This is a genomic window from Corynebacterium sp. NML 120412, assembly GCF_002285155.1.
Taxonomy (GTDB): domain Bacteria; phylum Actinomycetota; class Actinomycetes; order Mycobacteriales; family Mycobacteriaceae; genus Corynebacterium; species Corynebacterium gottingense.
Genome location: NZ_NSGL01000001.1, coordinates 556,652 through 576,077, shown reverse-complemented (window position 1 = coordinate 576,077; position 19,426 = coordinate 556,652). Strand labels below are relative to the sequence as shown.

Annotated in this window: 23 protein-coding genes; 12 read left to right on the top strand and 11 right to left on the bottom strand. The window is 65.8% G+C overall.

The window, feature by feature from the left end:
* Positions 1-7: 7 nt before the first annotated feature.
* Together CKJ84_RS02635 and CKJ84_RS02630 are read left to right on the top strand one after the other, a co-directional pair.
* On the top strand, positions 8-388 hold the full coding sequence (locus CKJ84_RS02635; protein ID WP_095534763.1) for a helix-turn-helix domain-containing protein: 381 nt from the start codon (positions 8-10) through the stop codon (positions 386-388).
* Positions 389-458: 70 nt separating this feature from the next.
* Positions 459-1,316 carry a PspA/IM30 family protein gene (locus tag CKJ84_RS02630; protein ID WP_095534762.1) on the top strand — a complete coding sequence of 286 codons (858 nt, stop codon included), beginning with the start codon at positions 459-461 and terminating at the stop codon, positions 1,314-1,316.
* Between the two features lie 58 nt (positions 1,317-1,374).
* Here the strand turns inward: CKJ84_RS02630 and CKJ84_RS02625 are convergent, their stop codons facing one another.
* The 3 genes from CKJ84_RS02625 to CKJ84_RS02615 are packed head-to-tail and all read right to left on the bottom strand — an operon-like array spanning position 1,375 to position 3,268.
* On the bottom strand, positions 1,375-1,986 hold the full coding sequence (locus tag CKJ84_RS02625) for an energy-coupling factor transporter transmembrane protein EcfT (protein WP_186439377.1): 612 nt from the start codon (positions 1,984-1,986) through the stop codon (positions 1,375-1,377).
* Positions 1,986-2,675: an energy-coupling factor ABC transporter ATP-binding protein gene (locus tag CKJ84_RS02620; RefSeq protein ID WP_095545845.1), complete on the bottom strand. Its 690-nt coding sequence runs from the start codon at positions 2,673-2,675 to the stop codon at positions 1,986-1,988. Before CKJ84_RS02620 ends, CKJ84_RS02625 begins: the two co-directional genes overlap by 1 nt.
* On the bottom strand, positions 2,675-3,268 hold the full coding sequence (locus CKJ84_RS02615) for a biotin transporter BioY (RefSeq protein ID WP_095545844.1): 594 nt from the start codon (positions 3,266-3,268) through the stop codon (positions 2,675-2,677). Before CKJ84_RS02615 ends, CKJ84_RS02620 begins: the two co-directional genes overlap by 1 nt.
* Positions 3,269-3,342: 74 nt before the next feature.
* Between CKJ84_RS02615 and CKJ84_RS02610 the strand changes: the two genes are divergently transcribed.
* The 3 genes from CKJ84_RS02610 (at position 3,343) to recX (ending at position 5,582) form a co-directional block, all read left to right on the top strand.
* The gene (locus CKJ84_RS02610; RefSeq protein ID WP_095545843.1) at positions 3,343-3,558 is read left to right on the top strand and encodes a DUF3046 domain-containing protein; all 216 of its coding nucleotides are present in this window, start codon (positions 3,343-3,345) and stop codon (positions 3,556-3,558) included.
* 246 nt (positions 3,559-3,804) lie between these two features.
* Positions 3,805-4,959, top strand: a complete 1,155-nt coding sequence (recA, locus tag CKJ84_RS02605; RefSeq protein ID WP_095277290.1) for a recombinase RecA — start codon at positions 3,805-3,807, stop codon at positions 4,957-4,959.
* Positions 4,959-5,582, top strand: coding sequence for a recombination regulator RecX (recX, locus tag CKJ84_RS02600; protein ID WP_095545842.1), 624 nt, complete (start codon positions 4,959-4,961; stop codon positions 5,580-5,582). The genes recA and recX overlap by 1 nt, the downstream gene beginning before the upstream one ends.
* 39 nt (positions 5,583-5,621) lie before the next feature.
* Here recX and CKJ84_RS02595 read toward each other — a convergent pair whose 3' ends face one another.
* The 4 genes from CKJ84_RS02595 to gluA all read right to left on the bottom strand — a co-directional run bounded on the left by CKJ84_RS02595 (position 5,622) and on the right by gluA (position 8,971).
* Positions 5,622-6,560 (bottom strand): amino acid ABC transporter permease, encoded by a 939-nt coding sequence (locus CKJ84_RS02595; protein WP_095545841.1) that lies wholly within the window; start codon positions 6,558-6,560, stop codon positions 5,622-5,624.
* Positions 6,560-7,246 (bottom strand): glutamate ABC transporter permease GluC, encoded by a 687-nt coding sequence (gluC, locus tag CKJ84_RS02590; protein WP_095545840.1) that lies wholly within the window; start codon positions 7,244-7,246, stop codon positions 6,560-6,562. The genes CKJ84_RS02595 and gluC overlap by 1 nt, the downstream gene beginning before the upstream one ends.
* Before the next feature lie 71 nt (positions 7,247-7,317).
* Positions 7,318-8,193: a glutamate ABC transporter substrate-binding protein gene (locus CKJ84_RS02585; RefSeq protein ID WP_095545839.1), complete on the bottom strand. Its 876-nt coding sequence runs from the start codon at positions 8,191-8,193 to the stop codon at positions 7,318-7,320.
* 49 nt (positions 8,194-8,242) lie between these two features.
* The gene (gluA, locus tag CKJ84_RS02580; protein ID WP_165765357.1) at positions 8,243-8,971 is read right to left on the bottom strand and encodes a glutamate ABC transporter ATP-binding protein GluA; all 729 of its coding nucleotides are present in this window, start codon (positions 8,969-8,971) and stop codon (positions 8,243-8,245) included.
* Between the two features lie 156 nt (positions 8,972-9,127).
* Between gluA and miaB the strand changes: the two genes are divergently transcribed.
* The 3 genes from miaB to CKJ84_RS02565 all read left to right on the top strand — a co-directional run bounded on the left by miaB (position 9,128) and on the right by CKJ84_RS02565 (position 11,717).
* Positions 9,128-10,714, top strand: coding sequence for a tRNA (N6-isopentenyl adenosine(37)-C2)-methylthiotransferase MiaB (gene miaB / locus CKJ84_RS02575; RefSeq protein ID WP_369801165.1), 1,587 nt, complete (start codon positions 9,128-9,130; stop codon positions 10,712-10,714).
* Positions 10,715-10,759: 45 nt separating this feature from the next.
* Entirely contained in the window at positions 10,760-11,461 is a 702-nt protein-coding gene (locus CKJ84_RS02570; protein ID WP_233125460.1) for a hypothetical protein, read from the top strand.
* Positions 11,462-11,552: 91 nt separating this feature from the next.
* A complete protein-coding gene (locus CKJ84_RS02565; RefSeq protein WP_095277275.1) occupies positions 11,553-11,717 on the top strand; it encodes a glycerol dehydrogenase in 165 nt (54 codons plus the stop codon).
* Here CKJ84_RS02565 and CKJ84_RS02560 read toward each other — a convergent pair.
* Positions 11,714-12,835 carry a GNAT family N-acetyltransferase gene (locus CKJ84_RS02560; protein ID WP_233125459.1) on the bottom strand — a complete coding sequence of 374 codons (1,122 nt, stop codon included), beginning with the start codon at positions 12,833-12,835 and terminating at the stop codon, positions 11,714-11,716. The genes CKJ84_RS02565 and CKJ84_RS02560 overlap by 4 nt on opposite strands.
* The gene (locus CKJ84_RS02555) at positions 12,835-14,244 is read right to left on the bottom strand and encodes a DUF349 domain-containing protein (protein WP_233125458.1); all 1,410 of its coding nucleotides are present in this window, start codon (positions 14,242-14,244) and stop codon (positions 12,835-12,837) included. The genes CKJ84_RS02560 and CKJ84_RS02555 overlap by 1 nt, the downstream gene beginning before the upstream one ends.
* Positions 14,245-14,439: 195 nt before the next feature.
* Here CKJ84_RS02555 and CKJ84_RS02550 point away from each other — a divergent pair, with 195 nt between their 5' ends.
* From CKJ84_RS02550 to CKJ84_RS02535, 4 genes are all read left to right on the top strand, one after another.
* Positions 14,440-15,087 carry a hypothetical protein gene (locus CKJ84_RS02550; RefSeq protein ID WP_233125457.1) on the top strand — a complete coding sequence of 216 codons (648 nt, stop codon included), beginning with the start codon at positions 14,440-14,442 and terminating at the stop codon, positions 15,085-15,087.
* Complete coding sequence (gene miaA / locus CKJ84_RS02545; RefSeq protein ID WP_095545835.1) at positions 15,084-16,022, top strand: tRNA (adenosine(37)-N6)-dimethylallyltransferase MiaA; 939 nt, start codon at positions 15,084-15,086, stop codon at positions 16,020-16,022. The genes CKJ84_RS02550 and miaA overlap by 4 nt, the downstream gene beginning before the upstream one ends.
* The gene (gene dapF / locus CKJ84_RS02540) at positions 16,019-16,885 is read left to right on the top strand and encodes a diaminopimelate epimerase (protein ID WP_095545834.1); all 867 of its coding nucleotides are present in this window, start codon (positions 16,019-16,021) and stop codon (positions 16,883-16,885) included. The genes miaA and dapF overlap by 4 nt, the downstream gene beginning before the upstream one ends.
* Positions 16,886-16,991: 106 nt before the next feature.
* A complete protein-coding gene (locus CKJ84_RS02535; RefSeq protein ID WP_095545833.1) occupies positions 16,992-17,984 on the top strand; it encodes a hypothetical protein in 993 nt (330 codons plus the stop codon).
* Positions 17,985-18,002: 18 nt separating this feature from the next.
* On the opposite strand, the gene CKJ84_RS02530 is transcribed toward CKJ84_RS02535, so the two are convergent.
* Positions 18,003-18,518 carry a hypothetical protein gene (locus CKJ84_RS02530; protein WP_095277264.1) on the bottom strand — a complete coding sequence of 172 codons (516 nt, stop codon included), beginning with the start codon at positions 18,516-18,518 and terminating at the stop codon, positions 18,003-18,005.
* 89 nt (positions 18,519-18,607) lie between these two features.
* Positions 18,608-19,399, bottom strand: a complete 792-nt coding sequence (locus tag CKJ84_RS02525; RefSeq protein ID WP_095545832.1) for a hypothetical protein — start codon at positions 19,397-19,399, stop codon at positions 18,608-18,610.
* Between the last annotated feature and the right edge of the window lie 27 nt (positions 19,400-19,426).

The following is a 19,426-nucleotide window of genomic DNA, read 5'->3' as shown; positions in this document are numbered from 1 at the left end:
ACTCGTGATGGCAACTACAACTCTCGTACATGAATCACCGATGATCCAGCCCGCCGCGCTCGACGGCGCGGCTGGGCGCACCCTCGCTCCGGAGGTGCAGGAGCGCGAGCCGCTGCTGCGCGAGGCCCTCGGCATGTCGCTGCGCGCCTACCGCGCCGATAAGGGCGTGACGCTGCGCGAGCTGGCAAAGCAGGCGCGTGTGTCCTCTGGCTACCTCTCGGAGCTGGAGCGCGGCCGCAAGGAGGTCTCTTCTGAGCTGCTCGCGGCCATCTGCACCGCGCTGGACACGTCGGTGGCGGAGCTGCTGATGGAGGTCGTGGCGAACATGTCGCTGCACTCCATTCAGGAGGAATTGGCAACAACTTCACCGGCCGCAGCGGAAGCATAACTCGGCCCAGCACACTAGAGTGTTGGATTATTAGTGTGACTGACAGGTAACGAAAGGTTCTTTAAGTATCATGGCTAACCCGTTTGCGAAGTTCTGGAGCTACCTCATGGCGCTCTTTGACAACAAGATCGAGGAGAACGCCGATCCGAAGGTGCAGATCGAGCAGGCCATCGGTGAGGCACAGCGCCAGCACCAAGCGCTGTCGCAGCAGGCTGCGGCGGTGATTGGTAACCAGCGCCAGATCGAGATGCAGCTGAACCGCCGCCTGGAAGAGGTGGAGAAGCTGCAGGCGAACACCAAGCAGGCACTGCAGCTGGCGGACAAGGCTCGCGAGGGTGGAGACGCCCAGAAGGCCCAGGAGTACGAGAATGCGGCCGAGGCCTTCGCAGCGCAGCTCGTCACCGCGGAGCAGAGCATCGAGGAAACGAAGCAGCTGCACGACCAGGCGCTGCAGCAGGCCACCCAGGCAAAGCAGGCCGTTGAGCGCAACGCTGCGCACCTGCAGCAGCAGGTGGCAGAGCGCTCCAAGCTGCTCAGCCAGCTGGAGCAGGCGAAGATGCAGGAGAAGGTCTCGGAGACCATGCAGTCCATGAACTCCATCACCGCCTCCGGACCGAACCTGGATCAGGTGCGCGACAAGATCGAGCGCCGCTACGCAAAGGCACTCGGCTCCGCCGAGCTGGCAGAGAACTCAGTCCAGGGCCGTATGGCCGAGGTCGAGCGCGCCGGCATCCAGATGGCGGGCCACGGCCGTCTCGAGCAGATCCGCGCGGAGATGTCCGGCGAACTGTCTTCCGGCTCCAAGCCTGCCATCGAGCAGAACGCGCAGGGTGCAGCCGGCAATGCGCAGGGCGCAGCAGGCAACGGCGCGAACGTCAGCGACGACGCTGTCGCGCAGCGCATGCGTGAGCTTCGCGGCGAGAACTAAGGAGGGCGCCGGCGCGAGAGCGTGGCGCAAACGTCCCCATTGATGGCCCGCGGCGCGGTTAATCTACCGCGCCGCGGGCCATCAGTGCTTCTCCGATCATGCGCGCTCGCAAGACGGCACGAATCACCAGAGGAATGCCAAACGCGGTGACGGAGAGCCCGAGCCCACGCGCCTTGCGCGCTTCCAGAACCTCATTGGCTGTTGCCAGCATGAGTGGGACGAGCCTGATCGTCAAGGCGATGGCGAGGCTGATTGTGTTTACGGGAACTCCGAAACGCTGGAGTGGCGCAAGGTTGCGATCAAGCGCGTCTAAAAGCGCCTCCACCGTGGTGGTGAGCGTGAGTAGATTCGCTGCGGCGATTGTGGACAAGAGCCCGAAGAACGTGGCGGCAGCTGAGGCGAGACCGTTTTGCCACCAGAGAAACGCGGAGAGGAACGCCAACAGGGGGAGCACTGGCAGGGCCTGCTCCGCTGCAATGCGCGGCGGGATGGCCGCCACGGCGTAGAGGGCGACCACAAGCCCGAGCGCGGCGAGTGCGTGCCACGGGCGCGTGGGGAGCAAGGTGACGGCGATGATGAAGACCAGCAGCGCGACGAACTTCGCCGTCGGATGCGCGCGGTGCAGCACCGAGTCGCCGGGGACGTAGACGCCGAGGGGGAGCGTACGGATCACGATGTCTGCTCCATGAGCTCGGTGTAGAAAGCGATCGCTTCGTCGGGGTTCCCGTCGTACGCCAGCTTGCCGTCATTTATGCAGATGACTCGGTCGAAGTCGCGCAGCATGTCCAGGTCGTGGGTGACGACGATCAGCTGCTGGTCCAGCGCATCGAGCTCCCTGATGATGCGGCGTCGGTTCCGCAGGTCCAGGAGGGTCGTTGGCTCGTCGGCGATGATCGTCTCCGGGCGGATTACCAAGACCGATGCCAGTGCGAGAAGCTGCTTTTCGCCGCCGGAGAGTGTGTGCGGGGACGCCTCAGCCTTGTCGCTCAGGCCGAATCGCTTGAGTGCTGCGTCGACGCGGTCGCGCACTTCCTGCCGGGGAAGTTTGAAGCGGCGAAGGGAAAATGCGACGTCGTCGCGCACACGAGGCATGACGATCTGCGACTCCGCGTCGGAGAACACAAAGCCCACGCGTTTGCGAATGGCTTTGCCGTCGGTGGAGGGCGACATGGCGTCGAAAAGCACCTGCCCCTCGGACGGCGTGATAAGGCCGTTGATGAGGCGGACGGTAGTGGATTTGCCGGATCCGTTGGAGCCAATGATGCCGATGCGGCGTTCCGTGAGCGTGAGGTTGAGGGGCACGAGCACTGTGCGGCCGTCGTAGGAGACGGCGGCGCCGCGGAATTCGATGGTGGGCATTAGCGGCGGCGCATGTCGGGGAAGGCGGCGTGGACGGCGAGCGCGATGATGACCATGACGGCGATCTTCGCGGCGTCGGCGGGCAGGAAGGGGACCTGGGCGAGCCATGCGGCACCGAAGGAAAGGTCGGCGCGGAGCATGAGCCCGAAGACGCCGAAAAGGTACTGCAGGGCGAGACCGAGGGTGCCGGCGACGAGGAAGAGGATGACTCGTCCGGCTTTGGACGAGCGGAGCGCGGAGTAGGCGATCGACCCGGCGACGGCCGCGGAGATGATGTAGCCGACGAGGTAGCCTGCGGTGGGGGATCCGAGCGCGTAGAGGGTGGTGCGACCTCCCGCGAGGACCGGGAACGCGAGCCCGATGAGCAGGATGAGGACGACGGAGGCGGTGCCGCGGCGAGCGCCGAGGACCAGGCCGGTGAGGATTGCGGCGGCGTTTTGCAAGACGATTGGCACGCCTGCGGTGCCGACGGGGATGGAGACAAAACCGAGGATCCAGAAGATGGCCGCGAAGACGGCGATGTAGGCAATGTCGACGGCGGTGATACCGGGCTTGGACCCCGCAGTTGCTGCAGGGGTGGTGTGTGTACTCATGGGTGAAACCTTAGTGAACGCTGTTCAACTCGTTCGATGCGGGGAGAAAGCGGTGCGCGTGTAGGTTAGACGGCATGCGTTTGACGGAATTTCGGCAGTTGGTGGAAGACGAATTCGGCTCGGATCGCGCCGGTTGGATTATCCAGTCCCAGGTGCTTTCCGTGGAGGGCGAAACGGCTGCAGAGATGATCGAAAGCGGGGTCGATCCGAAGGTGGCGTGGGAGCGACTGTGCGACTCCTTTGACGTGCCGCAGGAGCGCCGCCTGGGTGTAGACCGGCCTGGGAAGTAGCGCGCGGCCCTTTGTCTGCGGCGCGCTGTGTAGGGGTGGACCCACTTGTGTGTCGCGACGTGTACTCGAACACCTATGCGTGTATAGTCGTTGCGTGTCCGTGCCCTGCCGTAGAGTGCCAATCAGCGCCACAGGAGAAAAAGATTGGTGGCAGAGGGAACCGCACCCCTATGGTCGTGCGTCTAATAGATAAAGGGCGGCCACGGTGCCGCGTGCGAACCTACGAAAGACATAAAGGAGAACAACATGGCTGCGAAGAAGAAGGCTGCCGCGAATAGCGGCAACGAACGTCAAAACGCGCTCGATGCGGCGATGGCTCGGATTGAGAAGGACTTTGGCAAGGGCGCGATTATGCGTCTTGGAGACGATAACCGTCCGCCAATCCAGTCCATTTCTTCGGGCAATACTGCGATTGACGTCGCCCTCGGCATCGGAGGCTGGCCCCGCGGCCGTGTCGTAGAGATCTACGGGCCGGAATCCTCCGGTAAGACGACGGTGGCGCTGCACGCAATCGCGTCCGCCCAGCGCGCCGGCGGTATTGCCGCGTTCATTGACGCGGAGCACGCGCTCGACCCGGAGTACGCGCGCAAGCTCGGCGTGGACACCGATAACCTGCTGGTGTCCCAACCGGATACCGGTGAGCAGGCCCTGGAGATTGCGGACATGCTGGTGCGCTCCGGCGCCATCGACATCATCGTGATCGACTCCGTCGCGGCGCTGACGCCGAAAGCGGAAATCGAGGGCGAGATGGGCGACTCCCACGTCGGCCTCCAGGCCCGCCTGATGTCGCAGGCGCTGCGCAAAATGACCGGTGCGCTGTACAACTCCGGCACCACCGCGATCTTTATCAACCAGCTGCGTGAGAAGATCGGTGTGATGTTCGGCTCGCCGGAGACTACCACCGGCGGTAAGGCGCTGAAGTTCTACGCCTCCGTGCGTTGTGACGTGCGTCGAATCCAGACCCTGAAGGACGGCCAGGATTCCATTGGTAACCGCACCAAGATGAAGATTGTGAAGAACAAGGTCTCGCCGCCGTTCAAGATCGCCGAGTTCGACATCATGTACGGCGAGGGCATCTCCCGCGAGTCCTCCATCATTGACCTCGGCGTGGACAACGGCATCGTCAAGAAGTCCGGCTCCTGGTTTACCTATGAGGGCGACCAGCTCGGCCAGGGCAAGGAGAAGGCCCGCAACTTCCTGAAGGACAACCCGGACCTGGCCAACGAGATCGAGGACAAGATCTTCCAGGCCCTCGGCGTCGGCGCGTACGCCAAGTCCAACAACAGCGAGGGCGATGAGCTTAGCGACGATCCCGTGGACATGGTCCCCAACGTCGACTTCGACGACGACGAAGTCGGCGACGGCGCCCCGGCCGGTGCGTCCGCCGCTGACGCGAAGTAGTGGCGGGCCCACGCGATCGGGGGCCGGCCCAGCCTGACCCGGAAAAACTTGAGCAGCTCAAGGAGGCCGTCGAGGCCTACGAACGCGGCGAGGGGAGCAACCAGCTCTTCGACCGCACCCGGGAGGAGGCCCTGGCCCCAGTGCGAAAGCGGGCGCTGGGGCTGCTCGACCAGCGGGCGCGCTCCCGCGACGAGCTGCGCTCCCGCCTCCTGCGCGCGGAGTTCGAGCCACAGCTCGTTGAGGACGTTCTTGATGAATTCGAGGGGTCCGGGCTGCTCAACGACGCGGCGTTCGCCCACGAGTGGGTGCGGCAGCGCGCGAAACGGCGCGGGAAGTCATCGCGGTTCCTGGACCGGGAGCTGCAGAAAAAGGGCGTGGCTCAGGCAGATCGGGCCGAGGCCCTAGCGCAGCTCAGTGAAGCAGACGAGGAGGCCACCGCGCGTGCGGTGGCAGAGAAGAAGGCCCGCCAGGTGAGGCACCGCCCCGACGGGCGGGCCGAGTACGACAAGGTGTTGCGACGCATCGTCGGCGCGATGGCGCGCCGCGGCTTCCCCGAGGGGATGGCGCTGCGCCTGGGCCGCGAGGTGCTTGAGCAGCGCCTCGCGGAGCTCGATGGAGAGTGAGTGACGTGGGGCGTGGCGTCGAGAGGCGATGCCCCGCGTCTACTCGTCGGGGTTGGCAACCTTGGTGTAGTTGGGGTTGTGCCAGTCCACGTTGACGTTGTCTTTGGTTTCCAGGCCCTGGTTGTGCTGCTCGGGAACCTTGGCAAAGGGGTTGCGGCGCGCGCGACCTGCGCGAAGCTGGTGCTCAATGCGTGACGCCAAGCGGGTGAGCAGGAAGTTGATGGCGATCATGATGATGGCCACGACGATGAGCGCAGGGATGTAGTTCTTGTTCGCGGACGCGACCTGGGTGCCCGAACGGACAACTTCGATGTAGCCGATCTGGTAGCCCAGTGCCGAGTCCTTCAACGCAATGACCATCTGAGAGATGAGCGCCGGCAGCATTGCGGCGACGGACTGGGGGAGCAGGATCTGCCACATGGTCTGCCAGTGCGACATGCCCAAGGCCTGCGCTGCCTCCGACTGCCCGCGCGGGAGCGACTTGATGCCGGCGCGAAGGATCTCGGCGATGACGGCGCCGTTGTAGAGCGTCAGCGCGATGACGACGGCCCAGAACGCGAGCCCTTTCGGAGGAACGATCTTGAATACCGCGAAGAGCTGGTACAGGAAGATCATGAGCATGAGCACTGGGATGGCGCGGAAGAACTCAATGATCACGCCGCACAACCAGTGCACCACCTTGGTTTGGGCGAGTCGGCCGAGGCCGAAGATCACGCCGAAGACGATGGCGAAGACGATGGAGAGCGCAGCTGCTTTCAGTGTGCCGAGGAGTCCAGGCAAGATGTAGGTGGTCCAGGTGTTGGCCTGGACAAAGGGGGTCCACTTTGCGGCCTCGAGCTGGCCGTTGCTGGAGAGCGTGCTCATCACCCACCACGCGGCCGCAGCGAGGACGGCGATGGTGACAGCGGTGTAGATGTAGTTGCGTTTGACGGCGTTGGGGCCGGGGGCGTCGTAAAGAACTGTTGCGCGTACGGACATCAGCGCTTCACCGCCAATCGGTCAGAAAGCCAGCCCAGGGCGAGGCCCATCGGCAGGGTGAGGATGAGGAACCCGGCGGCGAAGACGCCGAAGACGACGAAGAGCTCGTTGGCGTGGAACTCGATCGTGGACTTCATCAGCAGCGATGCCTCGGCGACACCAATGACTGACGCGATGGTCGTATTCTTGGTCAGCGCGATCAGCGTGTTGCCCAGTGGCACGATCGCCGCGCGGACGGCCTGCGGGAAAACAATGAGCGAGAATATTTGCCCGAAGCTCAAGCCCAATGAGCGGGCAGCTTCGGCCTGGCCGAAGTGGACGGTGTTGATGCCGCTTCGGAGCGACTCGGCGACGAAACAGCTGGTGTACAGGATGAAGCCGAGCACCGCCAGGCGGAAGTTCTGGTCCGCGATGAACGTCGAGGAGTCCCTGCTGGCCAGTTCAAGCCCGAGGTTTTGGTACAGACCGAACGAGCAGAAGAGCACAACCAGGGTGAGTGGGGTGTTTCGCACCGTTTCGATGTAGGTGGTGGCGAGCCCGCGCAACACACCGACCGGCGAGACGCGCATTGCCGTCAGCAGCGTGCCTAAGAGCATCGCGCCGATGGCCGAATAGACGGTGAGCCGGATTGTGGTGAAAAATGCGGGCCAAAGCTTTGGCAGCAGGTCGGCCCATAGGGCGTCCATAGTTGACTCCTCGGTGCAGTGCGGTGAGTAGATTGGGGGCTGGCGCGGGGCGCGCGGGCGCGTGGGAGCGCCTACTGCTCCAGGAAGGACAGGTCGCCCGGCTTGTCCTGCTCGACACCTACGCCGCCCTCGAGGTTTTCGTTGACGAACGTGTCAAAGGAGCCGTCCTCGTACATAGCCTCGAGCGCGGTATTGATGGCGTCGACGGTTTCGGTGTCGTCCTTGGTCACGCCGATGCCGTAGTGCTCGTTGGTAAACGGCTCGCCGTCCTTTTCCAGCTCCACGACCTTGAAGTCGCCCGGGGACTGGGCCGCGTAGCCGCCCAAAATAGTGTTGTCTGTGGTCAGCGCGTCGACGTTGCCGTTGCGCAGCGCCTCGACGCACGAGGAGTAAGTGTCGTACTCCTGGAGCTGCACTCCGGGGAGCGCGTCCTTGACCTTCTGCGCCGGGGTGGAGCCGGTGACGGAGCACAGGATGCGGCCGTCAAGGTCATCCAGGCCGTTGATGTCATTACCCTCGCTGCGCACGAGCAGCCCCTGGTGGGTGAGCAGGTAGGGGCCGCCGAAGCTCACGGCCTCTGCGCGAGAAGAGTTAATGGAGTAGGTTGCGCCGATGGCGGCGACCTCGCCGTTTTGGATCAGGGTTTCGCGCTGCGCTGATGGGGTTTCGCGCCAGGTGATTTCAGGGTGCTCCCAGCCGTTCGCATCGGCGATGGAATTGACCACGTAGGTCATGATTAACACGTCCAGGCCGGTCATGGAGCCGTCTGCTTCGCGCAGGCCGAGGCCCGGCTGGTCATACTTGGTGCCCAGGGTGACGTTGCCCGCCTCAATTTGGGCGAGTAGGCCGTCGCCGCTCGCGCTCGAGGCGCCGCCGCACGCGACGAGCATGGTGGCGGTGAGTGCTGCGATGGACGTGGCTGCCAGGGCGCGGAAGATGCGGTTCATGAGTGGTCTCCTTTGGGATTGGGATGAGGGGGAGGGAAGGGCGTAGGGGTTAATGCGGAAGGATCTTGGCCAGGAAGTCCTTGGCACGATCCGACTGCGGGTTGGTAAAGAAGGATTCTGGGTCGGAGTCCTCCACAATCTCGCCGTCAGCCATGAAGAGGATCCGGTCCGCCACTTTGCGGGCGAAGCCCATTTCGTGTGTGACTACGACCATGGTCATGCCGGATGCGGCGAGTTCGCTCATGACGTCCAGGACTTCTCCCACCATCTCGGGGTCGAGGGCGGACGTGGGTTCGTCGAAAAGCATGACCTTCGGGTCCATGGCCAGGGCACGCGCGATAGCGACGCGCTGCTGCTGACCGCCGGAAAGCTGCGCCGGGTACTTGCCTGACTGGTTGCCAATGCCAACCCGGTCGAGCAGCTCGTTCGCGCGGTTGACTGCGTCCGATTTGCTGTGCTTGCGCACCTTGATGGGGCCGAGCGTGACGTTGTCACGGATGGTCAGGTGCGGGAACAGGTTGAACTGTTGGAACACCATGCCCACGTCGGCGCGCAGCTTGGCAAGGTCTTTCCCTTCCTCAGGAAGGAGCTTGCCGTCGATGTGGATCGAGCCTTCCTCGATGGTTTCGAGGCGGTTGATCGTGCGACACAGGGTTGACTTGCCGGACCCGGATGGGCCAAGCACAACGACAACCTCGCCTCTGGGAACGGTGAGATTGATGTCAGTCAGGGCGTGGAAGTCACCGAAATACTTCTGCACGCCCTCCATGAGAATCATGGGTTCAGTAGCCTGTGTCATGCATATAACATTTAGCTGATCCAAGTGAGCTGTGACATGCTTTTGTGAAACTTTGTGTGAACCTCCCCCAAACTGTGGGTAACTCGAGCGGCGTGGGCGGCGGATTTCCCGGTTATGCTGCGGGCGTTGGCGGCGATACACTGTGCAACCGTGACGCAGCAACAGAATCTTCAGGGGCAAGAAGTGACCAGCGGTGGAGCCGGTCGCACCTACGAGGTGCGCACCTTCGGCTGCCAGATGAATGTGCATGACTCGGAGCGGCTTTCCGGCATGCTTGAACGCGCCGGGTACGTCGCCGCGGAGCAGGAGACCGAAGCCGACCTCGTGGTCTTCAACACGTGCGCGGTGCGCGAAAACGCGGACAAGCGCCTCTACGGCACGCTCGGCCAGTTGAAGAAGACCAAGGAAGCGCACCCCGGCATGCAGATCGCTGTCGGTGGCTGCCTGGCGCAAAAGGATCGGGACACGGTCCTGGAAAAGGCCCCCTGGGTCGATGCCGTGTTTGGCACCCACAACCTGTCGGCGCTGCCCGCGCTGCTGGACCGCGCTCGTGTGGAAGACGAGGCGCAGGTGGAGATCGTCGAGTCCCTCGAGGTCTTCCCGTCGGTACTGCCGGCGAAGCGCGAGTCCTCGTACGCGGGCTGGGTGTCCGTGTCCGTCGGCTGCAACAACACGTGCACCTTCTGTATCGTGCCGAGCCTGCGCGGCAAGGAAGCGGACCGCCGACCCGGCGACATCCTGGCAGAGGTCCAGGCGCTGGTGGACCAGGGGGTGTCCGAAATTACGCTCCTGGGCCAGAACGTGAACGCGTACGGCGTGAACTTTGTTGATGAGGACCTGGAGCGTGACCGTTCCGCGTTTTCCAAGCTCCTGCGCGCCTGCGGCGACATTGAGGGGCTCGAGCGCGTGCGCTTCACCTCTCCGCACCCAGCCGAGTTCACCTCTGATGTCATCGACGCAATGGCGGAGACGCCGAACGTGTGCCCGCAGCTGCACATGCCTCTGCAGTCCGGCTCGGACAAGGTGCTCAAGGACATGCGCCGCTCCTACCGCACCAAGAAGTTCCTCGGCATTCTCGACGAGGTGCGTGAAAAGCTCCCGCACGCGGCGATCACCACTGACATCATCGTCGGCTTCCCCGGCGAGACCGAAGAGGACTTCCAGGGCACCCTCGACGTGGTGGAGCAGGCGCGCTTCAGCTCGGCGTTTACCTTCCAGTACTCGCCGCGCCCCGGGACCCCGGCCGCGGAGATGGAGGACCAGGTGCCGAAGGAGGTCGTGCAGGACCGGTTCGAGCGCCTCGTCGCCCTGCAGGAGCGTATTAGCGAGGAGGAGAACGCGAAGCTGGTGGGCACCGACCAGGAGCTGCTCGTCCAGGCCGACGGGGGCCGCAAGAACGACCGGACCCACCGCATGTCCGGCCGTGCCCGTGACGGCCGACTCGTGCACTTCACACCCGAGGGCAACATCGACGGCGAGATCCGCCCGGGAGACATCGTCCACGTGACCGTGACTGACTCCAAGCCCCACTTCCTCATCGCGGATTCGGGTGTGCGCTCGCACTGCCGCACCAAGGCGGGCGATAACTCGGCCGCAGGTGAGGTGCCCACCACGGCGCCGGTCGGGGTGGGCTTGGGCTTGCCGACGATCGGCCGCCCCGCCACTAACGCGGACCCCGCAACCGGCACCGCCGCAGCGGGCGGCGCGTGCGGCTGCAACTAGACTCACTGCCCGAACCACTTCCACGCACACTCATTGGAGGCCACCATGGCGCAGGCACCACACCCGGAGGACAATCGGCTCGCGGAGCAGAGCGCGGCCGCCCACACCTACAAGGGCGGCGATGCCAAGCAGGCCGCGCGCGCCGAGAAGGCGGCTGGCGCGACCATCCCGGTCAACGCGGGGTTCTGGGTGCTTGCCGGCTGCATCGTGGTGTACCTCATTGCACTCTTCCTCCCGTTTGCGGGCGGGGTGAGCGGCTGGCAGTTCGTGGGGGTTACGGAGGCGTCGGCAAGCGTTCAGGCGAAGCTCACGGAGACCGTGTTCCTGTGGCTGTCGCTGGCCGGGCTGGGCGTGCTCACGACGGTGGCGCTGGCCACCCGCCGCTTCGTCTTCGCCGCGCCCGCGTGGATGCTCACGACGGTCGCACTGTTTGCGTCTGTGCTCGCGCTGTGGCTTCGCCGCACAAGCGATGCGTTTGACCAGGGATTTCACCACGGCCCGGGCAGCTACCTGGCCATCCTCGCGGTTGCAGTGGCCACGTTCGCCTTCATCCCGGTGATCACCCGCCGCGACGCAGCCCAGCGGGCGGCCGGTGAGCGCCGCGCGCTGCTCGACGACACCGACGACGTGGCCAAGGCCCAGCAGGAAGCCACCCGCCAGGCACAGGGATACGCCGAGAACCCGCTGCTTATCGACGATCGCCGCGCCCGGGCCGCCGAACGCCACCGCAAACACCCCTCGGACTAGGTGGACTGACCGGGGCCGACCCGCGCGGAGCGGAGAATCGGTATGGTGGAGGGCCAGACTTTACCTGTTCCCCACATGGAAGGACTTGTGTATGCGTTGGGTTGTTTCGATCGGCGGCGCCGTCGTCGGTGCCCTCTTCTTCGGGTGGCTGTTGCAGATGCTGGGCATCACCGGCATCCTCTACACCATTCTGGTGCTGGTCGGCTCGGCGGCAACGTCGTCCGCCGCGAACGCACTCTACCGGCCGCGCAGCTAATCCGTCTCCTCGAGCTTCTGCCAAGCTGTCGTGGCGGAGGCAGACTCGGCGGAGAGCGACCGCATGATGGATCCCGCAGCTGCGGAACCGGCGGGGTACGAGCAGTAAGCGGTCTCCAGGTCCTCCCACACATCCCGCGCGTGCTCGAGCGTGGCGCGAATGAGCCCCGCGCCGAGGCCGCGACCGCGATGCTCGGGCAGCACGTAGACGAGCCCAAGCTCGCAGACCTTCGGGTCATCCGAAAGGTAGCGGACAACCTCGCACAGACCAGCGATCTCGCCCGCGGCACGGACGATGCCGGTGAGCTGCACACCGCCGCGGTCGGTCAGCCTGGCACCCGCGTCAGTGATGCGCTGGAGGTCCCACTCGATCGTGTCCAGGCACAGGTCGCCGCGCGGGTAGTCGCGTGAGGCCGCGGTGAGCAACCGGCCGAATTGTTCCGCCTCGCCCGGTGCGCCGGTGCGGTTCGTGCGGAACCCGGGGCCTTCCACGACATGGATGTCACCGGCGGGAGTGGGGAGTGCCGAGATGTGCTCGACCGGGAACGTCGCCTGATCCTCGCGGAACGCGGGCGCGTAGCCGAATTCCTCGGCGGCCGGTGGGGTAAATTCGCCCGGCGCGTGGGTTACCCAGATGTGTCTGGTGGGGCGCTCGAGTTGGGTCGACAGGGCGTCGACAAGCGAGAGTGCGGCACGCCATGGTTCGTCCGGGATGGGTTCTCCTGGCAGGGGTGCGATCGCGGCGTCAAGGGTGATGTTTGCCTCGATGACGGTGAGGTCCTCGAGGAGCGGCAGGGAGACGAAGACCCACGCCTGGACGTGCTCGAGGTCGGCTGCGAACAACTCGGGGTATCCGAGGTCGGTGACGGGGCGCGGTGCACGCGCATCTGTGAGCGCGAAGAGGTACGCAGCGGACTCAGCGGACGGCTCGAGGCGTTTCGCAATGTGCGACGCGGTGACGCCTGAGGTGGCCATGCCGGTGATGTCCTGGATGGCAAGGGTGGCGGAGAACGCGTACGCCCCGACGACGGCGGCCGCCGCGTCGTGTGCCGCGTTGTCTGCGGCAGCGTGCGGAGTGTGGGCGTCGGGGCGGGGCGCGAAGAGTTGCGGGGCGAGCACTAGTTGTCGTTGACCGCCTTGGACGCCACGTCGGCGAACTCCTGCCATTGGGCGGCCTGCTCGCGCAGCTCTGTGGCCTTGTTCGCGTCACCCTGCTGCTCTGCAGCCTCAGCCTGCTTGGTCAGGTCATCTGCCTTGACCTGGAACTGGTTTGCCTTGGCCTGTGCTGCCGGGTCGGTCTTGCGCCAGCGGGATTCCTCTGCATCTGCGACGCGGCGCTCGAGCGCGCCGATCTTGTCCTCGTACTCGCGGACCTTTCCGCGGGGGACGTAGCCAATCTCATCCCACTTGTCCTGCAGCTCGCGCAGCTTCGCCTTGGCGCCGCCGAGGCCCTTCGACGGGTCAATGAGCGGCTCGTATTCTGCGATGAGCGCGTCCTTGGCCTGGGCGTTCGCTGCAAACTCGCGGTCTCGTTCGGCGTTGACGGCGTCGCGGGCGCCGAAGAACTTGTCTTGTGCCGCCCGGAACTTGGCCCACAGCTTGTCGTCGGCGTCGCGTGGGGCGCGTCCGGCCGCCTTCCACTCCTTCATGAGGTCGCGGTACGCGCGCGCGGTCTCGTTCCAATCGGTGGAGTCCTGCAGGGCCTCGGCGCGCACGACCAGCTCCTCCTTGGCGCGCTTGGCGGCGGCGCGGTTGCGGTCCAGCTCGGCGAAGTGGGAGCCGCGGCGACGGTTGAACGCGTCGCGGGCGCGCGAGTAGCGCTTCCACAGCTGGTCGTCCGTCTTGTGGTCGATGCCGCGAATGGTGCGCCACTCTTCGAGGATGGCGCGAATGCGATCGCCCGCGGCCTTCCACTCATTGGAGTTTTCGGCGAGCTCCTCCGCCTCCGCCGCGAGCGCCTCCTTCCTGGCGATGGCGTCGGCGCGGCGCTGCGCCTTCGCCTCCTGGGCCTGTTGGCCGGCGACGTCCGATGCCGCGATGACCGCGTCCAGTCGCGCGTCCAGGGCGTCCAGGTCGCCGATGACCGCCTGCTCGTCCAGCGTCGACTTCAGCGACTCGGCCCGCTGGCGAAGTTGCGCGGCGTCGTCCGGGTGGGCTGCCAGGCGGGATTCGATCAGCTCGACCTCGGTGACCAGGTCGTCGAAGCGCTGGCCGTAGTGCGCCAGGCCTTCCTCCGGTGTCCCTGCCTGCCAGGAGCCGATTTGGCGCTCCGTGCCACCGCGCGTGACAAAGACCGCGCCGTGCTCATCGATGCGACCAAACTTGGACGGGTCAGCGGTGGGCACCGCGGGCGCCTTCGGCGGGACGGGGGACGGGGTGGCAGCCTGCGGGTTTGCGGAACCAGGCACGGGACCGGGCTTGGGCGAGCGGTTCGGCATCGCGGCCGGTGAAGGTTTCACGCCCGGCTTCGGAGCGGGGGTCGCCCCGGGCTTCGGAGCTGGCTTCGGTGTCTGGTCCGAGGTGGTCATTGCAGGTCCTTTCCCTACGTTCAAAGTGCCGCGCGACGCGGCTGCCAGTGCCACGCGGCGTCCGTTGTAGGGCGCCGCGTGGCGAGTGCTTCCTCAAACTTTACAGGGGTACCGGCAGCTGCGCGGCCAAACCTTGCTCCGGGAGCGGACCTCCCACCCGGTTGCGCGCCGAGCACGCCAACTAGAGTGGTGCGGGTGAAACACAGCGCACAGGTCCTCATCATGCCGGGGTCGCCGGCCCTGGTTGACGCCCTCGCCGGGGCCCACGAACCCTCCCGGCGGGTGCTCGGCGCGATCGGCACGGCGGTTGGGCAGGCGGTAGACGCCCTCGGCGCCTTAGGTGCCCGAGAAACAGCGGCGACCATTGACATTGTCTGCCCGCGCAACCAGCAGCACTACACCGCCCATACTGGCTCCTTCGCCGCGTGGGGCGCACCGCAAGTCAGCGTCGGCGAGGGAAACTACCTGCCGGAGCTCGTCGCCCGCTACGCGCTCGCGCAACCCTCGCTGGCCGGCCGGAGCACCCGCGTGCGTGAGGTGCGCAGCCACGTGGGAGCACCTGACCCAGGCGTGCTCACCATCGTCGTGGCGGACGGGTCGGCGGGCCTGACCGAGCGCGCGCCGCTCGCGCTCATGCAGGGTGCCCCGGAACTGCACCGCGCAATGGAGCGTTTCGCCGACGGCGAGGATGTCGCGCTGCCCGAAAACTTGGAGGAGCTTGGCGTGCTCGAGCCGGAGCTGTGGTTCGAACTCGCCCGGCTCAACCGGGTGAGCAGCCAGTTGGTTGATTCGGACGCGTCGCTCGGCGTCGGCCGCTACGTTGCGCTGTGGGAGGTGGCATGACTCACGCACCCGAGAGCTCGGTCAGCCCGATCGCTGTCGTTGGCCCCACGGCGTCCGGAAAGTCCGACCTGGGCATCGCGCTCGCTTCGCACGTCGGCGGGGAGGTGGTCAACGTCGACTCCATGCAGCTCTACCGGGGTATGGACATCGGCACCGCCAAGCTCGCCCCCGACGAGCGCGGCGGCATCCCACACCACTTGCTGGACATCTGGCCCGTCACCAAGACCGCGTCCGTGGCCGAGTATCAGGCACTCGCCGTCGCCACCGTTGAGGAGATCATGGCGCGCGGCAAGGTCCCCGTCCTCGTCGGCGGTTCGATGCTGTACGTGCAGTCGCTTATCGACGCCTGGACGTTCCCGCCCACCGACCCCGCAGTTCGCCAAAGGTACGAGGACCGCAGGCTCGTCATCGGCACCGACGCGCTGCACGACGAGCTCGCCGCGATCGACCCCGAAGCCGCCCGCGTCATCGAGGACAAGGACCCGCGACGCACGGTGCGCGCGCTCGAGGTCATCGAGCTGACCGGGAAGCCCTTCCAGGCGTCCCAGCCGCCAAAGGACGCGCCGCCGCGCTGGGGGACACGCATCGTGGGGCTGCGCACGAACGCCGAGTGGCTCAACCCGCGTGTGGAACAACGCGCGCACCTCATGTTCGAGCGCGGCCTCATCGACGAGGTCGAATCGCTCATCGGTGACGGGCTCGTCCGCGACTCCACCGCCGGGCGCGCCATCGGCTACGCCCAGGTCCTCGACATGATGGCAGGCACGCTTTCCCACGACGAGGCCGTCGAGCGCACGGTGACCGGCACGCGCCGCTACGTGCGCCGCCAGCGCTCGTGGTTCAACCGGGACCACCGCATCGCGTGGCTCGACGCAGCGTCGGGAGAGACGCTCGACCAGGCGCTGGGCGCACTGCGTCTAGACTCGCAACCATGACTCAGCCGCAACAGTTCATCAAAGCCCACGCGACAGAAAATGACTTTGTCGTACTCGTAGACGTCGACAATCAGCTCGACCTCGCCCCCGAACAGGTTGCCTGGCTGTGCAACCGCCGCGCCGGGATCGGCGGCGACGGCCTGCTGCGCGTCGTGCGTATCGACGGCACCTGGTTCATGGACTACCGCAACGCCGACGGCTCGATCGCTGAGATGTGCGGCAACGGCATCCGCGCATTCTCCCACGTGCTCAAAGCCGAGGGCCTCGAACCCGCCGATGACTTTGACGTGCACACCCGCGCAGGAATGAAGCGGATCCACGTCGTGCGCTTTGACGAGCGCGACGCCGTCGTAGCCGTCGGCATGGGCACCGTGCGCGTTGGGGCTGACTCTTGGGCGACCATCGGATCGCACACCTTTGAAGGCGTCGCAGTCGATGTGGGGAACCCGCACCTCGCCGCGGTCGTGCCCGGCATGACCCCTGAGGAGCTCGCAGCCATTGAGCTGTCCGCTCCCGAGTTTGACGCTGCCGTGTTCCCGGAGGGCGTCAACGTGGAGCTCCTCACCGAGGCGCGCGACGGGCAGTGTTCCATGCGCGTCTGGGAGCGTGGCGTAGGAGAGACCCGCTCCTGCGGGACCGGCACCGTCGCCGCCGCGACCGCCGCGCTGCGTGCCGCGGGCGAGACGGCTGGGACCGTCACCGTGCGCGTCCCCGGCGGTGCGGTGGAAGTTGCAATCAGTGAAGACCCAGCAAATTCGGAGCAAACCGCGCGCATGACGGGCCCCTCGCGTATCGTGGCACACGGAGACCTCATCCTTCCGGGTCCCGCTGCGGACGCCGTTTCTCCCTCCGGCGCGCAGTAGAAGCTCGTTGAAAGTAGCCGCAATGCACCTCGCAGCCTCGTTTGCACGTCCACTTCACGACGATCACCGGGACACCAAGCGACCCAGTTCCCGGAGGCTCGCCAGCGTGGCCGCCCCGATGGCCGCAGTGGTTGCAGTGGCCGCAGTGGCGCCACCCGCCAACGCCGCCGATGTCAGCCCGCTGGAAGACTCGGGGCTACTGGGCGCGCAGTCTTGCTTTGTCAGCCTCACCGAAGACGAGGCCAAGGCGTACGCGCTGTATGACACCGTGGCGCTGGAGCGACTCTTCATCGTTGCGAGTAAAACCACGCTCACACCCGAACAACTCAAGCGCCTCGATGCGTTAGTAGCAAACGAGTCCGTGGTAGAGACCTTGATCAGCTACGAAAACTTTACCGACGTCGCCCCAGACGTCGAAGCAGAGTACGAACGCGAAGTTGCGTCGCTCGAGGACGCATACGGCCCCGATACGGCCGGAACAATCACGGACATCGTCGCAGCGCAAGCCCGAACCGACGCGTACCTGCAACGTGTGGAGTCCGGGAGGGCGAATTCCTGGGAGTTCGAGCTCTTCCCGGGAGAGACCGCAAACGCAGCGTGGGCCGAAATGGGCTACGAAGGATGGGATGAGTTCGCCCAGAACCCGGGCAAGGTTTTCTCCGCCAATGAACAGCTGGACCTGACGCAGGACCAGATCAGGAGGTTTAACGAGGAAGCACCGCGCGTCGTCGACCTCCCCGCAGCCATCGCCTACGAGCGCGCAAACGTCGCCGCGACGAAGCAGGCAGACAAGGCGTGCGCGCAGGGCGGCAACGTAACGGTCAGCTTCCCCACGGAAGCGGACGTGAACCAGCAAGGAGGCGTCGGCACGCGTCACGGCGACGGCCCTTCACCCGCAGGTGAGCCCCTGGCCGACACCGCGGCGCCCCCAGCGGTCCCGGCGAGAGCAGAAAACACGGAGCAGGCCAGCTCGGCGGGAAAGGCAGTTGCCATCGCACTTGGGGTGCTCGCCGCGCTCGGGCTCCTCGTCGGCGGCGGAGTCGCAGTCGCGCCTCGGCTGGGCATCACACTGCCGTCGCAGCTGCAGCAGTTGCTGTAGGGGTTTGCGCTCGCAGCGCTACGCGGGCCCGATTTGGCGCGCGACGCGCCGGGCGTCGTCCCACGCTTCGGAAAGCTCGAGCGCGCGCTCGTCGGCAATGCCAATGAGCTTTTCTAGCTGGAAGCGGTCAATGTCCGGGGATTCCAGGTAGCCGTCAATGCGCGCGATGAAGCGGCGCGCTGAGGAGGTGCGCAGCAGGAACTCGCTGATGGCGTGCTGCGAGACGTCGCCGTTGGCCAGCGCCGGGTAGTGCAGCGTGCGATCTGCGACGGACTGCGTGGACGTGCCGTACTTGAGATCGTCGTAGCTTTGGAGGATCTCCTCCATGTCGTCGCGCGCGATGCGCAGCGACGCCTTCAGCGACGCGATCTCCGGATTCGTGTCGTACCGGCGGTGTATCGCGAGCGCGAGCGGGATGAGGAGCAGCGTGAGCATGAGCCCTGGGAGCCGGAGGAAGATCACCAGCAGGACCGCCACTGCGAACAACAGAGCGCCCCACAAGGCGCGGAGTAAGTCTTTTCGTGATGGATCCATGTGCGGTCACCTCCTCGATCGGCGTGTGGGGACCATGTCAACGGGGTCAACGGGGTCAACGGGGTCACCGGAGCCGAGCGTCTGTATCCCTAGTGCCCACCGCAGCCACAGGAACCGCCACAGCCGCCACACCCGCCGCCGCTCGGAGCGGGGATGGAGCCGGCGAGCACCGCGGTACCGGCGATGACGGAGTCGCGTTGCGGGAGCTCGCCGTCCGGCAGGCACACGTCGAAGGGGAAGGCGCCATCCACGGACGCGTGGATGAAGCGCTGGCCGGTCAGCTCGGAGGTGCGGTATTCCGCGTCGAGGACGCGTGCGGAAAGCTGCGCCGCTGCGTCGGGGGTGGTGGCCGCGCCGTTGCCCACGGCTTCCGCACCAGGGGAGGTCACGGCGCCGAGGACTGCACCCGGGTTGGCCGCCAGGTACGCGTCGGTGGAATCGAAACGCTGCTGGTCCAGCATCAGTGCGGTGATGCCCAGCTCCTGCCACTGGAGCGTCGGCTCGCCGACGATTAGCGGGCCCTGCGCCAGATTCACGGTAACGGAGGAAATGGTGTTACCGTGCGGATCAACAACGTCGGCCAGTGCGACGACGTCATTGAGCGGGGTGATGTGCGCAAACGTGCGCGTTTGCGACGCAAAGCCAGCGAAGGTGGCAAACGGCTCAACAGCCAGGATGTTGAGCTGCGCGCCCGACGGGTCGCCGTACTGAATCAGCTGCCCGCCACGGACCTCGCCCGTGACTTCGAGGCGGTTGGTGGCGATTGCCTGCTCGACTGCTTCCTGCCACTTGGAAAAACCGAGGCCGATCGCAGCAAGGTCCTGGTGGGCGCCGTTGCTCGCGGTGGCCGCTTGGGCTCGGGTACTCAGAGTTTCGCTCATGGAGCACAGCCTAGTCGGCGAATGCAC